The sequence below is a fragment of the Arthrobacter alkaliphilus genome (assembly GCF_021483235.1).
In the GTDB taxonomy this organism is placed as follows: domain Bacteria; phylum Actinomycetota; class Actinomycetes; order Actinomycetales; family Micrococcaceae; genus Arthrobacter; species Arthrobacter alkaliphilus.
Window position 1 is genome coordinate 374,670 of record NZ_JAKEEC010000001.1, and the last position, 14,508, is coordinate 389,177.

At 64.0% G+C, this 14,508-nt stretch carries 15 protein-coding genes; 5 read left to right on the forward strand and 10 right to left on the reverse strand.

The features are described from left to right. Positions 1 to 517: 517 nt before the first annotated feature. Together L0B83_RS01735 and L0B83_RS01740 are read right to left on the reverse strand one after the other, a co-directional pair. The gene (locus tag L0B83_RS01735; protein ID WP_234756374.1) at positions 518 to 1,717 is read right to left on the reverse strand and encodes an amidohydrolase; all 1,200 of its coding nucleotides are present in this window, start codon (positions 1,715 to 1,717) and stop codon (positions 518 to 520) included. Positions 1,718 to 1,794: 77 nt separating this feature from the next. Continuing rightward, a complete protein-coding gene (locus L0B83_RS01740) occupies positions 1,795 to 2,928 on the reverse strand; it encodes a mannose-1-phosphate guanylyltransferase (protein ID WP_234756376.1) in 1,134 nt (377 codons plus the stop codon). Between the two features lie 237 nt (positions 2,929 to 3,165). Here L0B83_RS01740 and sdhC point away from each other — a divergent pair, with 237 nt between their 5' ends. From sdhC to L0B83_RS01765, 5 genes are all read left to right on the forward strand, one after another. Further along, the gene (gene sdhC / locus L0B83_RS01745) at positions 3,166 to 3,546 is read left to right on the forward strand and encodes a succinate dehydrogenase, cytochrome b556 subunit (protein ID WP_234756379.1); all 381 of its coding nucleotides are present in this window, start codon (positions 3,166 to 3,168) and stop codon (positions 3,544 to 3,546) included. 3 nt (positions 3,547 to 3,549) lie between these two features. Beyond that, on the forward strand, positions 3,550 to 4,029 hold the full coding sequence (locus tag L0B83_RS01750; protein ID WP_234756380.1) for a succinate dehydrogenase hydrophobic membrane anchor subunit: 480 nt from the start codon (positions 3,550 to 3,552) through the stop codon (positions 4,027 to 4,029). Between the two features lie 91 nt (positions 4,030 to 4,120). Next, the gene (sdhA, locus tag L0B83_RS01755) at positions 4,121 to 5,920 is read left to right on the forward strand and encodes a succinate dehydrogenase flavoprotein subunit (protein WP_234756382.1); all 1,800 of its coding nucleotides are present in this window, start codon (positions 4,121 to 4,123) and stop codon (positions 5,918 to 5,920) included. Position 5,921: 1 nt separating this feature from the next. After that, a complete protein-coding gene (locus tag L0B83_RS01760; RefSeq protein ID WP_059387992.1) occupies positions 5,922 to 6,704 on the forward strand; it encodes a succinate dehydrogenase iron-sulfur subunit in 783 nt (260 codons plus the stop codon). Between the two features lie 114 nt (positions 6,705 to 6,818). Beyond that, entirely contained in the window at positions 6,819 to 7,583 is a 765-nt protein-coding gene (locus L0B83_RS01765) for an alpha/beta hydrolase family protein (protein WP_234756384.1), read from the forward strand. A 9-nt stretch (positions 7,584 to 7,592) separates the two neighbouring features. Here L0B83_RS01765 and L0B83_RS01770 read toward each other — a convergent pair whose 3' ends face one another. The 8 genes from L0B83_RS01770 to L0B83_RS01805 form a co-directional block, all read right to left on the reverse strand. Further along, positions 7,593 to 8,483 carry a YihY/virulence factor BrkB family protein gene (locus L0B83_RS01770; RefSeq protein WP_268820438.1) on the reverse strand — a complete coding sequence of 297 codons (891 nt, stop codon included), beginning with the start codon at positions 8,481 to 8,483 and terminating at the stop codon, positions 7,593 to 7,595. 133 nt (positions 8,484 to 8,616) lie between these two features. Then, positions 8,617 to 9,312, reverse strand: a complete 696-nt coding sequence (locus L0B83_RS01775) for a 2'-5' RNA ligase family protein (RefSeq protein ID WP_234756386.1) — start codon at positions 9,310 to 9,312, stop codon at positions 8,617 to 8,619. A 4-nt stretch (positions 9,313 to 9,316) separates the two neighbouring features. Then, positions 9,317 to 10,408: a tryptophan--tRNA ligase gene (trpS, locus tag L0B83_RS01780; protein WP_234756388.1), complete on the reverse strand. Its 1,092-nt coding sequence runs from the start codon at positions 10,406 to 10,408 to the stop codon at positions 9,317 to 9,319. Between the two features lie 18 nt (positions 10,409 to 10,426). Beyond that, entirely contained in the window at positions 10,427 to 11,260 is an 834-nt protein-coding gene (locus L0B83_RS01785; protein ID WP_234756390.1) for an exodeoxyribonuclease III, read from the reverse strand. Between the two features lie 10 nt (positions 11,261 to 11,270). Beyond that, positions 11,271 to 11,843, reverse strand: coding sequence for a hypothetical protein (locus tag L0B83_RS01790; RefSeq protein WP_234756392.1), 573 nt, complete (start codon positions 11,841 to 11,843; stop codon positions 11,271 to 11,273). Between the two features lie 67 nt (positions 11,844 to 11,910). Next, positions 11,911 to 12,744, reverse strand: coding sequence for an ABC transporter permease (locus L0B83_RS01795; protein WP_234756394.1), 834 nt, complete (start codon positions 12,742 to 12,744; stop codon positions 11,911 to 11,913). Then, entirely contained in the window at positions 12,741 to 13,562 is an 822-nt protein-coding gene (locus L0B83_RS01800) for an ABC transporter permease (protein WP_234756396.1), read from the reverse strand. Before L0B83_RS01800 ends, L0B83_RS01795 begins: the two co-directional genes overlap by 4 nt. Beyond that, a complete protein-coding gene (locus L0B83_RS01805; protein ID WP_234756604.1) occupies positions 13,555 to 14,484 on the reverse strand; it encodes an ABC transporter ATP-binding protein in 930 nt (309 codons plus the stop codon). Before L0B83_RS01805 ends, L0B83_RS01800 begins: the two co-directional genes overlap by 8 nt. Between the last annotated feature and the right edge of the window lie 24 nt (positions 14,485 to 14,508).

The following is a 14,508-nucleotide window of genomic DNA, read 5'->3' on the forward strand; positions in this document are numbered from 1 at the left end:
ACCGGCCACACCCAAACCCCCCCTCACATATCACCGGCCACACCCAAACCCCCACTCACATATCACCGGCCACACCCAAACCCCCGGTCACATATGCGTCGGGGCGGCGGCCAATCGAGCAAGCGGTGCGCCGGGAGGAGGTGATCCACGGGAGAATTCTCGGCCTTTGGACCAGACGTGACCGGGCATCCGCCGTACGACCCCCAGACGTGACCGGGCATCCGCCGCTCAACCCCCAGACGTGCCCGGGCATCCGCCGCACAACCCCCAGACGTGACCGGGCATCCGCCGTACGACCCCCAGACGTGACCGGGCATCCGCCGTACGACCCCCAGACGTGACCGGGCATCCGCCGTACGACCCCCAGACGTGACCGGGCATCCGCCGCTCAACCCCCAGACGTGACCGGGCATCCGCCGTACGACCCCCGGACGTGACCGGGCGTCCGCGATTCCACCCACCAAAAGTGACCGGGCGTCCGCCGCTCAACCACCAGAAGTGACCGGGCGTCCTCGGTTCAGAGGTCGCGGATGGTTCGCAGCGCGGCGGCGGTCAGGACCTGGATCGCGAAGCCGAGGGCACGCTCATCCACAATGAAGTCACCACGGTGGAGATCGTATTCCTCGCCGCCGGGCGTGTGGGTTCCGAGCCGCATCATGGCCCCGGGCAGGTCGGCCAGGAACCAGGCGAAGTCCTCGCCGCCCATGGACTGCGGTGTCAGGACGACGGCATGCTCGCCGAGTTCCGCACGGGCCGCGGCCTCGATGACGGCAGTTTCGTTTTCTGAGTTGACCACGGGAGGGACGCCGCGGGTGTGCTCGAGGTGTACATCCACTCCGTAGGGCGCCGCAACTTGCTGCACGACGTCGTCGAGCAACTCCCCTGCGCTGTGCCACGCGTCCCTGTCGAGGCAGCGCATCGTGCCGGCCATGTAGCCGCTGGCGGGGATGGCGTTGGGTGCGGAGCCTGCGCTGATCTGGCCCCACACCACCGAGACGCCGCTGCGCACATCCACCCGACGGGACAGCACGGCCGGGACGTTGACGGCGATTTGGGCCAGCGCGAAGACCAGGTCTTCGGTCAAATGCGGACGCGAAGTATGGCCGCCGCGTCCGGTCAGTTCAATCTTGATGGTGTCGGACGCCGAGGTGATGGCGCCGATGCGCGTGCCGATCTTGCCGACGTTGATCCGCGGATCGCAGTGCAGTGCAAGAATTCGCGGAACGCCCTGGAGCACGCCCTGCTCGATGCAGGAAAGCGCACCGCCCGGCATGGTTTCCTCCGCGGGCTGGAAGATGATGCGTACAGTGCCGCCCAGGGGAGATTCCTGGTGCATGGCGTGAAGGACCAGGGCAATGCCAAGCATGCTCGTGGTATGGACATCGTGCCCGCAGGCGTGGGTGACTCCGTGGTTCTTCGACGCGAAGGGCAGGCCGGTCTCTTCGATGATGGGGAGGGCGTCAATGTCTCCGCGCAGGGCCGTGGCGATGGGCCCCTCGCCGACGTCGACCGTCAGGCCCGAGCCTTCCAGCCGGCGGGGTTCGAGCCCCGCCGCTTCGAGCCTTTCAACCAGCTTGTCGGTCGTACGGAATTCCTTGAAGGAAAGTTCGGGGTGCGCATGAAGGTCCCTCCGGAATTCGATGAGTTCCGGCAAGAGATCGTCAAGCCATGGCTTCACCACTGGGGTGGGCTCGGTTTCGGTAGTGAAATTGCGCACCTCACAACTCTAGCCATCCACGCGCCCCGAATAACGAAAGGGGTCTCTTGGTTACGGATAACGCCGCAAAGAGGCCGCTAAAGAACGTCCGTGTCTCCGCTGGCCTTGAGCGCGTCCACGGCGCCCTTGACCCGCTGGGCATGCTCCTTCGTGGTGACAAGCAGCGCGTCCGGCGTGTCGACGATGACGACGTCCTTGATCCCGATCAAGGCGATCACGCGCTTCGTGTCGGACACAACCACGCCGCTTGCGTTCTCGGTGAACACGCGGGCGCCTTCACCGAGGACCGTCACCTCATCGACGTCGCCGGCATTGTTGAGGCGGCCGATCGCGGCGAAGTCTCCGACGTCGTCCCAGCGGAAAGTACCGGGCACGACGGCGACATCCCCCGCCGCCGCCGCGGGCTCGGCCACGGCGTAGTCAATCGCGATCTTCGGCAGGGTGGGCCATACCCGGGCTGTCACTTCATTGCGTTCCGGGGTGTCCCATGCGTCGGCAATCTCCTGCAGCCCGGCAAACAGAACCGGCTGGTTCGCCTCCAGGTGCTTGAGCATGAGGGCGACGGGGGCGACGAACATGCCGGCGTTCCAGATGTAGTCGCCCGTCTCGAGGTACTTCTGGGCAATGTCCTCGCTCGGCTTCTCAACGAATTCGACGACGGCGTGCGCGTTCGGCGCGTCGTCGATGTTGAGCAAGTCGCCGGTACGGATGTAACCGAACCCGGTCGAGGGGTGCGTGGGCTTGATGCCGATGGTGACGATTTTTCCGGCAGCCGCCGTGTGGATGGCCTCGCGGACGGTTTCCTGGAAGAGGTCGTCCGGGCTGATGACATGGTCGGCAGCGAAGGAACCCATGATGGTGTTGGGGTCTCGACGGTGCAGGATGGCGGCGGCGAGGCCGATCGCCGCCCCGGAGTCCTTCGGTTCGCTCTCGAGGACCAGCTCGTTGTCGCCTACTTCGGGGAGCTGGCGGCAGACGGCAACCCGGTGCGCGACGCCGGTAACCACCAGTACGCGGTTGCCGGCCAAGGGTTCGAGGCGGTCGTACGTAGCCCGCAGGAGCGTGCTGCCCGAACCCGTGAGGTCGTGCAGGAATTTGGGCGCAGCAGCGCGCGAAAGGGGCCACAGGCGCGTGCCGACTCCGCCGGCCGGAATAACCGCATGGAAGTGGCGCAATGGCGATTCGGGGCTTGCTGCGTTTTCAATACTCACCGCAACACCTTATCCGACACCTGCGCCAGAGCCGCTTTGTGGTCTTCGTCTCATGATCGTGGCGAAAAGGCCGGAAATCAGGCGAACACCCGCAATCTCGTTACAACAAGGGGTACCTAAATTGAATAAGCTGTGAGCGAAGCCTAGATTTAGGCTGAGCTACGAGTGCTCTCGCAGCTGGCGTTTCCCCGCATGGATCCCGTGCCAGCGCCGCTGTGTTGCAGGAAGGTTTATTCAGTGCCGACAAAACCAGCTGGCACCTTGTACCGCGGCCGTGAAGGCATGTGGTCCTGGGTTGGACACCGCATTACCGGTGTTGTGATCTTTTTCTTCTTGTTGGTCCATGTGCTGGACACCTCACTGGTGCGCGTGTCTCCGGAGGCCTACACCGCCGTCATCGGCGCCTACAAGAACCCCCTCATGGCCCTGGGCGAAACGGGGCTCGTCGCAGCGATCGTTTTCCACGCCTTCAATGGCCTGCGCGTCATCGCCATTGACTTCTGGAAGAAGGGCGCCAAGTACCAGCGCCAGATGCTGTGGGCGGTCCTGATCTTGTGGCTGGTCACTTTCGGGGCCTTCGCCATCCGCCACCTATCCCTCGCACTGGGAGGCCACTAAGCCATGAGTACTGACATTCAAAGCCCGCGCAGCGGAAAGATCGGCAGCGGGAAGATTGCTCCGCAGTACCGTCGCGGCCCGGGGTCCAAGGGGAACTTCGAGATGTTCGCGTGGCTGTTCATGCGGCTCTCCGGTGTCGTGCTCGTGATTCTCATTTTCGGCCACCTGTTCGTGAACCTCATGGTGGGCGAGGGCATCCATGGCATCGACTTCGGCTTCGTAGCCGGCAAGTGGGCCGACCCGTTCTGGCAGTTCTGGGACTTGGCCATGCTGTGGCTCGCCATGCTGCACGGCACCAACGGCGTCCGTACCATCATCAACGACTACGCAGAGAAGGACGCAACCCGCCTTTGGCTCAAGGTGGTCCTTTACGCGGCGACGGTCGTCATCGTTGTTCTCGGCACCTTGGTGATCTTCACGTTCAACCCGTGCCCCGTCGCCAACGGCGTTCAGCTGCCCGGCGGGTTCTGCCCGGCGCCGTAGCGCTCCGCTGCACCGCCGGCGTGGCCGGCTGTGCCCAACACGCGGAGCAGGCTCCGCCGACCATCTGACTTAGAGAGAAAGAGCATCTGGTATGCAGGTCCATAAGTACGACGTCGTTATTGTCGGTGCCGGCGGCGCCGGCATGCGCGCCGCGATCGAATCCGGCCAGCGCGCACGCACCGCAGTACTGACCAAGCTCTACCCCACCCGGTCCCACACCGGCGCAGCCCAGGGCGGCATGTGTGCAGCCCTCGCCAACGTCGAAGAGGACAACTGGGAGTGGCACACGTTCGACACCATCAAGGGTGGCGACTACCTGGTTGACCAGGATGCGGCCGAGGTCATGGCCAAGGAAGCCATCGACGCCGTGCTGGACCTGGAGAAGATGGGCTTGCCGTTCAACCGCACGCCCGAAGGCCGCATTGACCAGCGCCGTTTCGGTGGCCACACCCGTGACCACGGGAAGGCTCCGGTCCGCCGCGCCTGCTATGCAGCAGACCGCACCGGCCACATGATCCTGCAGACGCTGTACCAAAACTGCGTCAAGCACAACGTCGAGTTCTACAACGAGTACTACGTCCTGGACCTCCTGACCGTCGAGGAAGACGCCGTCCGCGAAGACGGGACGCCGTACAAGCAGAAGCGCGTTGCCGGCGTCGTGTCCTACGACCTCGCCTCCGGTGAACTGCACGTTTTCCAGGCCAAGTCCGTGGTGTTCGCCTCGGGCGGCGCGGGCAAGGTTTTCAAGACCACCTCCAACGCCCACACCTTGACCGGTGATGGCATGGGCATCGCTTTCCGCCGCGGAATCCCGCTGGAGGACATGGAGTTCTTCCAGTTCCACCCGACCGGTCTCGCCGGCCTGGGCATCCTCCTCTCGGAAGCTGCCCGTGGCGAAGGCGCGATCCTGCGCAACTCCGAGGGTGAGCGCTTCATGGAGCGCTACGCTCCCACCATCAAGGACCTCGCTCCCCGCGACATCGTGGCCCGCTCCATGGCGAACGAAGTCCGCGAGGGACGCGGCTGTGGCCCGAACAAGGACTACGTCCTCCTGGACCTGACCCACCTCGAGCCTGCCCACATTGACGCGAAGCTCCCGGACATCACCGAATTTGCCCGCACCTACCTCGGCGTCGAGCCGTACACGGAGCCGGTTCCGGTGTTCCCGACGGCGCACTACGCCATGGGCGGCATCCCCACCAACATCAGCACCGAGGTCCTTCAGGACAACGACACGATCGTGCCGGGCCTGTACGCGGCCGGCGAGGTTGCTTGTGTCTCGGTGCACGGCTCCAACCGCTTGGGTACCAACTCCCTGCTGGACATCAACGTCTTTGGCAAGCGTGCCGGCATTGCCGCGGCCGAATACGCAAAGACGGCTGACTTCGTGGAACTTCCGGAAGCCCCGGAGGCATACGCGCTTGACCTGCTGAACCACGTCCGCACTTCCGACGGCGGCGAGCGGGTTGCCGCAATCCGCAAGGAACTGCAGGACACCATGGATGCCAACATGCAGGTGTTCCGTACCGCGGAGACCCTGAACCAAGTGCTCACCGACATCGCGGCCCTCGAAGAGCGCTACCAGCGCATCACCGTCCAGGACAAGGGAAAGCGCTTCAACCTTGACTTGCTGGAAGCTGTGGAACTGGGCTTCCTGCTGGAACTGGCCAAGGTCATGACCGTCGCTGCCTTGCACCGCGAGGAGTCCCGCGGAGGCCACTTCCGGGAAGACTTCCCGGAGCGCGACGACGAAAAATTCATGAAGCATTCCATGGCGTATAAGGATGAGCACGCCCCGGCGGACGGATCTGCGGAAGCAATCGCGGGCATCCGGCTCGGCACCAAGCCTGTTGTCTTTACGCGCTACGAGCCGATGGTGAGGAAGTACTAAGATGTCTGCTGAACTTGCTGAGCCAGCATCCAAGATCGAACTGCCCGCGCACATTGGTGGAGGCGGGGAAATTCCCACCTTCAACATCACGCTGCGGGTGCGACGCTACAACCCCGAGGTCTCGGAAGAGGCGGCGTGGGAAGACCACCAGTTGACGATGTACGGCACGGACCGCGTGCTGGACGCCTTGCACAAGATCAAATGGGAAATCGATGGCTCGCTGTCGTTCCGCCGTTCCTGCGCACACGGCGTTTGCGGTTCCGACGCCATGCGCATCAACGGCCGCAACCGCCTTGCGTGCAAGACCCTGCTGAAGGACCTGGACACCTCCAAGCCCATCACTGTTGAACCGATCAAGGGCCTCCCGGTGGAGAAGGACCTGATCGTGGACATGGAGCCGTTCTTCCAGTCCTTCCGCGAGGTCATGCCGTTCCTGATCAACAAGGGCCACGAGCCCACCAAGGAACGTCTGCAGTCGGTGGAGGACCGTGAGCGGTTCGACGACACCACCAAGTGCATCCTCTGCGCCGCGTGCACCTCGTCCTGCCCCGTGTTCTGGACGGACGGCCAGTACTTCGGCCCGGCCGCCATTGTGAACGCGCACCGGTTCATCTTCGATTCCCGCGACGATGCAGGCGACATGCGCTTGGAGATCCTCAACGACAAGGAAGGCGTGTGGCGCTGCCGCACCACCTTCAACTGCTCGGAAGCTTGCCCCCGCGGCATCCAGGTCACCCAGGCCATCGCCGAGGTCAAGCAGGCCATCCTGGCACGCAAGATCTAGTCCGGAATTCAAAATACGACGACGACGGCGGCGTCCCCTAGGCGGGGTCCGCCGTCGTCGTTGTTTAAGGATCGCCCGGGATGCCGGGCTACCCGCACAACGAAAGGCGGACAGGTGTCCAAATCCATGAAGGTCAGCTTCGAAGGCAGCACCGGGGACCTACTTGCAGGGATCGTGGATGTTCCTGAGGGCCCCGTCCGGGGCTGGGGTGTGTTCTCCCATGGTTTGACGCTCGGAAAGGACAGCCCGTCGGCCTCGCGCATCTGCAAGCGTTTGGCGGATCTCGGCGTCGGCATGCTTCGCTTCGACAACCTCGGACTGGGCGACTCCGCCGGTGATTGGTCCGCTGGATCGTTCAGCGTGAAAGTGGCTGACACCATCCGCGCCGCCGGGTTCATGCGGGCCGAAGGCAAGGAAATCTCCCTGCTCGTAGGCCACTCCTTCGGCGGGGCGGCTGTGCTGGCTGCCGCGCTCAGCCTCCCCGAGGTACGGGCCGTCGCGACTGTGGGTGCCCCCTTCCAGCCGAGGCACGTGGAGCACATGTTCGACGCCGAAGTCAGCACGATCCTCAGCGAGGGCAGCGCTGAGGTCAACTTGGGCGGAAGGCGTATGGAAGTCCGCCGGCACTTTGTGGAGGACGTGGAGAGGGCCGACCTCAGGGACTGCATCCGGACCCTGCACAGGCCCCTCATGGTGCTGCACTCCCCCACGGACAACACCGTCGGCATCGACAACGCCAGCGAAATCTTCCAGACCGCACGGCACCCGCGGAGCTTCATTTCACTCGAAGGCAGCGACCACCTGCTGACAGGCAAAGGACAAGCTGCCCGGGTCGCTGGGATTATCTCGGCCTGGGCCGAGCAGTACCTGGGCGACTAGCGCGAGCCTTCAGGAGTCCTTCGCGTGGAACGTGCGCGGCCAAGGGCGCCGTGATCCGAGGGCCGGCTTGGCATGCCCATGCCCGTCGGTGTCCGCTTCCCTGACGGCCGCCCACGCGGCGGAGATCAAGTAGACCTGGCTGACCAGGTTGAACCAGATGAGAAGCCCGATGATGATGGCAAATGAGGCCAGGATGGGATTCCGTCCGGCATTCGCCAGCAACTCCGTGCTGAAGATCTGGAGGATGGTGGTCCCGACGCCGGCCAGCACGGTTCCTTCCACGAACGCCTGGCGGCGAAGCCGCAGGCGGCCTGCGAAGCGGAACATGATCACCGCCGTCGCCCAGTTGAGGACCAGTGGGACGGCCGTGCGAACGAGCCAAGTGACGGGCCCCGCGACGGCGTCGGCCAACCCGAGTTGCTCGATGATCCAGCCGGCCGCCGTCCCGAAGACGAGCGAGACACCGGCGCTGAGCACCAAGGCCGCGCCGAGCAGCAGGAGGGTACCGGCGTCGCGCGCCTTCATCAGAAGGGGGTTCTCCTGCAGGGGCTCCAGGCCCAAAACTCCGCGGAGACCCGAGCGGAGACCCGCGATCCAGCCGAGTGCGGTAAAGATGGTGACGACGGCGGCGACGGCAGCCGTCCAGCCCAAGCCTGTGGGATTCAGGAGATCGTGCGGATCCACCAAGCCCTTGCCCCCGTTGGTTTTCAGGAGTCCCGGGGCGGCTGTGGCGATGCTCGAGACGATTGAATCGACCAGCGCGGGTTGACCGTTGAGGACCAAGCCTGTCACGGCGAATCCCGTGGCCAGCAGGCCCGTAATGGAGAAGAACATGGTGAAGCCAATGCCGGCGCTCAGCAGCGGACCGAGGCGCAGGTTGTAGAGGTTGAAGGCGCGCATCGGCCGAAAGGTGCTGAGCCGGGCGAGGGCAAGGTTGATGAACGCCGGTATGGTGGCGCCTCTGTTGCCTGAGCGGCGGGCTTTACCCCATTCGACCTGCCGTTGAATGAGTTGCAGTTTCAGCTGCGACCCTTCAGTCGGCAGCGGTGGCCTCTCCGCCTGCTGCCGGTTCTTCCCCTGTGCGTTTCCTTGATTCGTCTGCGTCGCCGCCAAAGTCGAGCTCTTCCCGTAGCTGCCAGATGCCGTTGTCGTCGTGCTCGTAGAGTCCCATGCTAACCACAGGGAACGTGGCGGTGTAATTCTTGAGCACCGTTTCCGCCTCGTCCAGGCTTTCGGGAGCGACGTCGTGCGCTACCGTCACGTGCGGGTGGTACGGGAAAGGCAGGTCGCGTTCCAGGGGGCCGGCCTGCAGTTGTTCGTGCAGGCCGACGCACTCCTCGAAACCGTCTTCGACCTTGAGGAACACCACCGGGGATACCGGGCGGAAGGAACCCGTCCCGGAAATCGTCACCTTGAACGGTGCCTGCTGCCGGGCGATGTCGCGGACATGCTCAAGGGTGGCTTCCCAGTCCTGGGCAGGGGTGGTGGTCACGAGGGTGATGTGCGCCGGGATCACATCCGCCATCGGATCGCCGAAGGATGCGCGCCACTGTTGCAGTTCCTGGGCGACCTCCCGGGGGAAACCCAGAATGACACCTACGCACAGGTTGTCCCCGCACGGGCCGGCAGACTGGTGCGCGCCCGGATCCCTGCGGGTATCAGTGGCCCGGCCGGCTCCCCGTGAATGGGAGCCGGCTTGGACACCGAGCTTGCCAGCTGCTGCGCACATGGCTCTAGCGGATTCCTTGTGTTCCGGCGTACGGCAGGAAGCCCACCTTGGCGTAGACGTCGGCGAGCGTTGCCGAGGCGATCTCGCGGGCTTTGTCCGCTCCGTGGGCCAGGAGCCGGTCGAGCTCGGCCGGATCGGCGAGCAGCTCGTTGGCACGGTCCCGGATCGGACCGAGGTGGGTTGCGACGAGTTCAGCAAGATCGACCTTCAGGTGGCCGTACATCTTGCCTTCGTAGTCCGCCACGATTTTCTCCACCGGCTGGCCGCTGATGGACGAGTAGATGCTCAGCAAGTTGGACACCCCGGGCTTGGCTTCGCGGTCGAAACGGATTTCCGTCTCGGTGTCCGTGACGGCCGACTTGATGCGCTTGGCGGTGACCTTCGGGTCATCCAGCAGGTTGATCAGGCCAGCCTGCGACTCCGCGGACTTGGACATCTTGGCCGTGGGGTTCTGGAGATCGTAAATCTTGGCAGTTTCCTTCTGGATGAAGGCCTGCGGCACCTGGAAGGTCTCGCCATAGCGGCTGTTGAAGCGCTGGGCGAGGTCGCGGCTGAGCTCGATGTGCTGCCGCTGGTCTTCGCCTACCGGAACCCCGTGCGGCTGGTAAAGCAGGATGTCGGCTGCCTGCAGGATCGGGTACGTGAAGAGCCCGACGCTCGCGTGGTCGGAGCCGTGCTGCAAGGACTTGTCCTTGAACTGGATCATGCGCGAGGCTTCGCCGAAGCCCGTGATGCACCCCAGGACCCAGGCGAGCTGGGCGTGTTCGGGAACCTGGGACTGGACGAACAGGGTGCACTTGTCGACGTCGACGCCGCCGGCAATGTACTGCGCCGCGGTGACCCGTGTCCGGTGGGCCAGCTCGGCCGGATCCTGCGGCACAGTGATGGCGTGCAGGTCCGGGATGAAGAAGATGGCGTCATACTCGTCCTGCATGCGGACCCAGTTGACCAATGCGCCGAGGTAGTTGCCCAGGTGGAGGGAGTCGGCAGAGGGCTGCATGCCGGACAGCACGCGGTGCTTTGCCCCGGCGGCCACTTTGGTCGATGTTGCCTTGGCTGCGGCTGCGGCGGGTTCAGTCGTCGTGGAACTGGTCATGAGGTAACTTTCGAAGGCTTAGAGCTGGTAGTCGACTACCAGCGGTGCGTGGTCAGAGAAACGGGTGTCCCATGACGGTGCCCGGTCGACGACGGCCGCAAGTGCGGCTGCCGCGAGACCGGGAGTGGCCATGTGGTAGTCGATGCGCCAGCCTGTGTCAGTGTCAAAGGCCTTGCCGCGCTGGGACCACCAGGTGTAGGGGCCTTCGACATTTCCTGCCAGGCCCCTGTGGACATCCCTCCATCCGATCTCGTCGCCGAAGAAGCGGTCGAAGTACGCGCGCTCCCCGGGAAGGAAACCGGCACGCTTCGTGTTGCCCTTCCAATTCTTGATGTCGAGCTCGGTGTGGCCCACGTTGAGGTCGCCGACCACGAGGGCATGGTCACTGTGCTTGGCAAGTTCCGGAAGCCTTGTGGACATGACGTCGAGGAACCGGTACTTGTCCACCTGTTTGGGCGTGTCCGCTTCGCCGGAGTGAACATAAGCGCTGACGACGGTCAGGGTCGTGTCCTTGCCGCCGCCGTCCCGGACGACGTAGTCCGCCTCGACCCAGCGTCCAGCAGTGGCGAAGTAGTCGTCGCCGAGGCCCACGCGTGTGGCGACGGGTTCCTGCCGGGAGGCGATCGCAACGCCGGCGCGGCCCTTCGCCTCGGCTTCGGCGTGCAGGATGTGCCAGCCCTCGCCGATGAGCTGGCGGACTACCTCATCGGGCGCGCGCACTTCCTGCAAACACAGGATGTCGACGTCGCGCGGTTCCAGCCATTCCGCCATGCCCTTCTTGTAGGCGGCGCGAAGACCGTTGACGTTGACGGTTGCGATGCGAAGGAAGTCTTTCTTCAATGCCGAACTCACCCCGCCTACTCTAGTCGATGATGGTGCCCGAGACGGGCTCGTCGCCGCCGCCGGAGGACCTGATCATGTCCCGGGCATTGCTCGACGTGATGGCGATGGTTTCCAAGGCGCGGTTGATGGTGTCCTGATCGGCGGCGTCGCCCTTCGCGCGCTCGTCCTCCACTACGCGTACCTGCACTTGGACAATCTTGAAGGAGTGGTCCAGTTTGAGGTCACGCATTTCATCCGTTTCGCTGCGTTCGGCAACCACGCGGGTTCCGCCGTGGTCCGCGGCCGACGACGACGGCGCCCGCCCGGTTGCCGCGTTGAAGGCATTCCGGGCTTCGTTGAATTTTTCGCCCGCCCGCTTGGCGGCCCTCTGGATGCTGAACACCACGAAGGCGGCGAGGACAAGCCAGGCGAAGGAGATAACCGCGACGACCCAACCGACGACGTCGTTGTGGTTGGCAGCGAAGATCACGGCGACCAGGAAAGCGATGAGCACCACGGTCGTGCCCAGCCCGCCGATGCGGAAGCCCTTGAAAGGGCTCCTGGCGGAAGCGGACGAGGGAACAGATGACGGGGAGTCGCCGAGGGATCGCATGCACCCATTGTCGCAAACTCCGCACGGCGAACCGCCCGCTTCCACCCGCGGCGAACAGCCACTGCCGCTATTTCAGGAAAAGCTTCCGCAGCCTTCCGGTCGTGAGCGCAATGCCGAGGGCGATCATCACAAGGTAATAGGCCACATGTACTGCCGTGGCCGGGCTGAAAGAGCCAATGCTGATCTGCCGCAGGAGTTCCACCCCGTGCCAGAGCGGCATCGCTTGGATGAGCCACTGGATGTATTGCGGATAGACGCTCAGCGGGTAGAAGGTGGCGCTGAAAAGGAACATGGGCAGCATGAAGAAGTTGATCCAATCCATTTGCTGGAAGGTCTTCATGAAGCTCGTGATGCCCATGCCGAAACTCGCGAAGCCAAACGCGATGAGCACCGAGGCGGGGATGACCAGGATGGCCCATGGGGTGGTGATGAGTCCCATGACGGCCATGACGGCGGTAAACCCCGTGGCGTACAGGAGTCCGCGCAAGAGAGCCAGGAAGATCTCGCCGATGGCCACGTCCAAAGGTCCGAGGGACGTGTACAGCATTCCCTGGTACAGCTTGGCGAAATTCATCTTGAAAAAGACGTTCCAGGTGGAGTCGTAGACGGCGCCGTTCATGGCGGACACGGCCAGGAGCGCGGGCGCGATGTAGGCCGCATAACTGATGGCCTGCCCGCCCGGTCCCGCCACGGTACCCACGATGGGCCCGAGTCCCACGCCCATCGAAATCAGGTAAAGCACGGGCTCGAAGAATCCGGATACAAGAATCAGCCAGGTGCTGCTTTTCGCTGCCATGAGGCCCCGGGATACGACGGCGAGCGCGTTGCGGGAGTACAGGGGGCCGAAGGTACGTCCACGGGCAGCCTCGGTGGCGCTGTGGCCGCCCGTAAGAACGCTCATGCCCCCATCCTCCTGACGAACTGGCGGCGCGTCAGGGTCCAACCTGCGGCGGCCAAACCTACAAGGAAAAGGACATGCGCCAGGGTCAACAAGGGATTCTCCTCGAGTCCATAGGTGAAGAAGCGGCCCAGTTGCGTACCGTGCCACACCGGGGAAATCCAACCGATCCAGCGCACTCCAAGCGGGAGTGAATCCAGCGGGAAGAACGTGCCCGAAAACAGGAAAAGCGGTACAACGATGAACCGCTGGACCAACGCGAACTGGCCTGAGTCTTTGGTGATGGTCGAGGCATAGGCCATGAGCGGAAGTCCGAAGGACAGCCCGGCCACCGTGGCGACTATGGCCGACACCCAGCCCCAAGGACCCGGCGAGGCACCGAACGCGGCCACGATAGAAAAGTAGACCACTGATTGCACCAGGAACTTCAAAGCGCTGGCCATGATGTGGCCAGTGGCGATCTGTTGCGGTACCAACGGGGAGGCGTGGGGGCCATAGAAAACGCGGCGCCATTTGAAGCCGTCCATGATCGGGTAGGAAAAGTCCCCGGTAGCCGTCATGACCGCGGATGAGACCAGCAGCGCCGGAGCGATGAACGTCAAATAGTTCACTCCGCCGAATACCGCTGCGCTGTTCGCATCCACCAGGCTCGCCAGCCCGACGCCCATCGCGAACAGGTAGGCCACCGGTTGTCCCACGCTGTAGAGGAACACGGACCAGCCGTAGCCGCGCATCACCCGGAGGACCTGCTCGGCGTAGAAGAAGGACCCCCAGCGTTTCGCCCGGCCGGCTGAAACGGCCGGCGAGTGGGCGCTAGTCAACGAGGCTCCGTCCGGTCAGCCGGAGGAACACGTCCTCCAAGGATGAACGGCGCACAAGCGAGGTCACGGGATGGAGCCGGCGTGCGGAGACTTGCTCCAGGGCTGACTCGCCGTCGTTCGTGTAGATGAGCACCCGGTCCGGAAGCGTTTCGACGCGCTCACCGATTCCCTCGAGTTCGCGGCCGATGGTGGCGTTGCGTTCGGAACCGAAGCGCAGTTCCAGCACCTCCCGCGTGGAATATTCGCGGATCAGGCTGCCCGGCGAGCCTTCGGCCATGATCCTGCCCTTGTCCACCACGATCAGCCTGTCGCAAAGCTGTTCAGCCTCGTCCATGTAGTGCGTGGTGAGGATCAGCGTGACACCCTGTTCCTTCAGCCTGAACAGCCAGTCCCAGAGGATGTGGCGGGCTTGCGGGTCCAATCCCGTGGTGGGCTCGTCCAGGAGCAGGATCTTGGGTTCGTTGATGAGCGAGCGGGCAATCGTGAGGCGCCGTTTCATGCCTCCCGAGAGGGCATCAACCCTGGACTTGGCCTTGTCCGTCAGCTGGGCGAACTCGAGCAGCTCGTCGGCTTTGGGGCGCAAGTAGCTCAAGGGCAGGCCGAAGTAGCGGCCATAGACAATCAGGTTTTCGCGGACCTTGAGTTCCTCATCCAGGTTGTCCTGTTGCGGCACCACTCCAAGGTGCGCACGGACTTCGGGGCCGTGCGTTTCCGGGTCAAGGCCCATGATGCTGAGCTTTCCGGACGTGCGCTGGGAGACTCCGCCGATCATCTTCATCGTGGTCGATTTGCCGGCACCGTTAGGGCCAAGCAGGCCGAAGGACTCCCCTGCCGGGACCTCGAACGAGATACCGTCGACGGCGGTGAGCTCGCCGTAGCTTTTGGTGAGGTTTTCGGCTGTGATTACCGCGGGTGGGTTCATCTGGAAGCTGGCTGACGTGGAGAA

What these genes read in the sequence shown, in the direction of transcription:
- L0B83_RS01750 (WP_234756380.1), top strand. Translation starts at nt 3,550, where the DNA reads ATGAGTACTGACATTCAAAGCCCGCGCAGCGGAAAGATCGGCAGCGGG.
- sdhA (WP_234756382.1), top strand. Translation starts at nt 4,121, where the DNA reads ATGCAGGTCCATAAGTACGACGTCGTTATTGTCGGTGCCGGCGGCGCC.
- L0B83_RS01760 (WP_059387992.1), top strand. Translation starts at nt 5,922, where the DNA reads ATGTCTGCTGAACTTGCTGAGCCAGCATCCAAGATCGAACTGCCCGCG.
- L0B83_RS01770 (WP_268820438.1), bottom strand. Translation starts at nt 8,483, where the DNA reads ATGCGCGCCTTCAACCTCTACAACCTGCGCCTCGGTCCGCTGCTGAGC.
- L0B83_RS01775 (WP_234756386.1), bottom strand. Translation starts at nt 9,312, where the DNA reads ATGTGCGCAGCAGCTGGCAAGCTCGGTGTCCAAGCCGGCTCCCATTCA.
- trpS (WP_234756388.1), bottom strand. Translation starts at nt 10,408, where the DNA reads ATGACCAGTTCCACGACGACTGAACCCGCCGCAGCCGCAGCCAAGGCA.
- L0B83_RS01790 (WP_234756392.1), bottom strand. Translation starts at nt 11,843, where the DNA reads ATGCGATCCCTCGGCGACTCCCCGTCATCTGTTCCCTCGTCCGCTTCC.
- L0B83_RS01795 (WP_234756394.1), bottom strand. Translation starts at nt 12,744, where the DNA reads ATGAGCGTTCTTACGGGCGGCCACAGCGCCACCGAGGCTGCCCGTGGA.
- L0B83_RS01805 (WP_234756604.1), bottom strand. Translation starts at nt 14,484, where the DNA reads ATGAACCCACCCGCGGTAATCACAGCCGAAAACCTCACCAAAAGCTAC.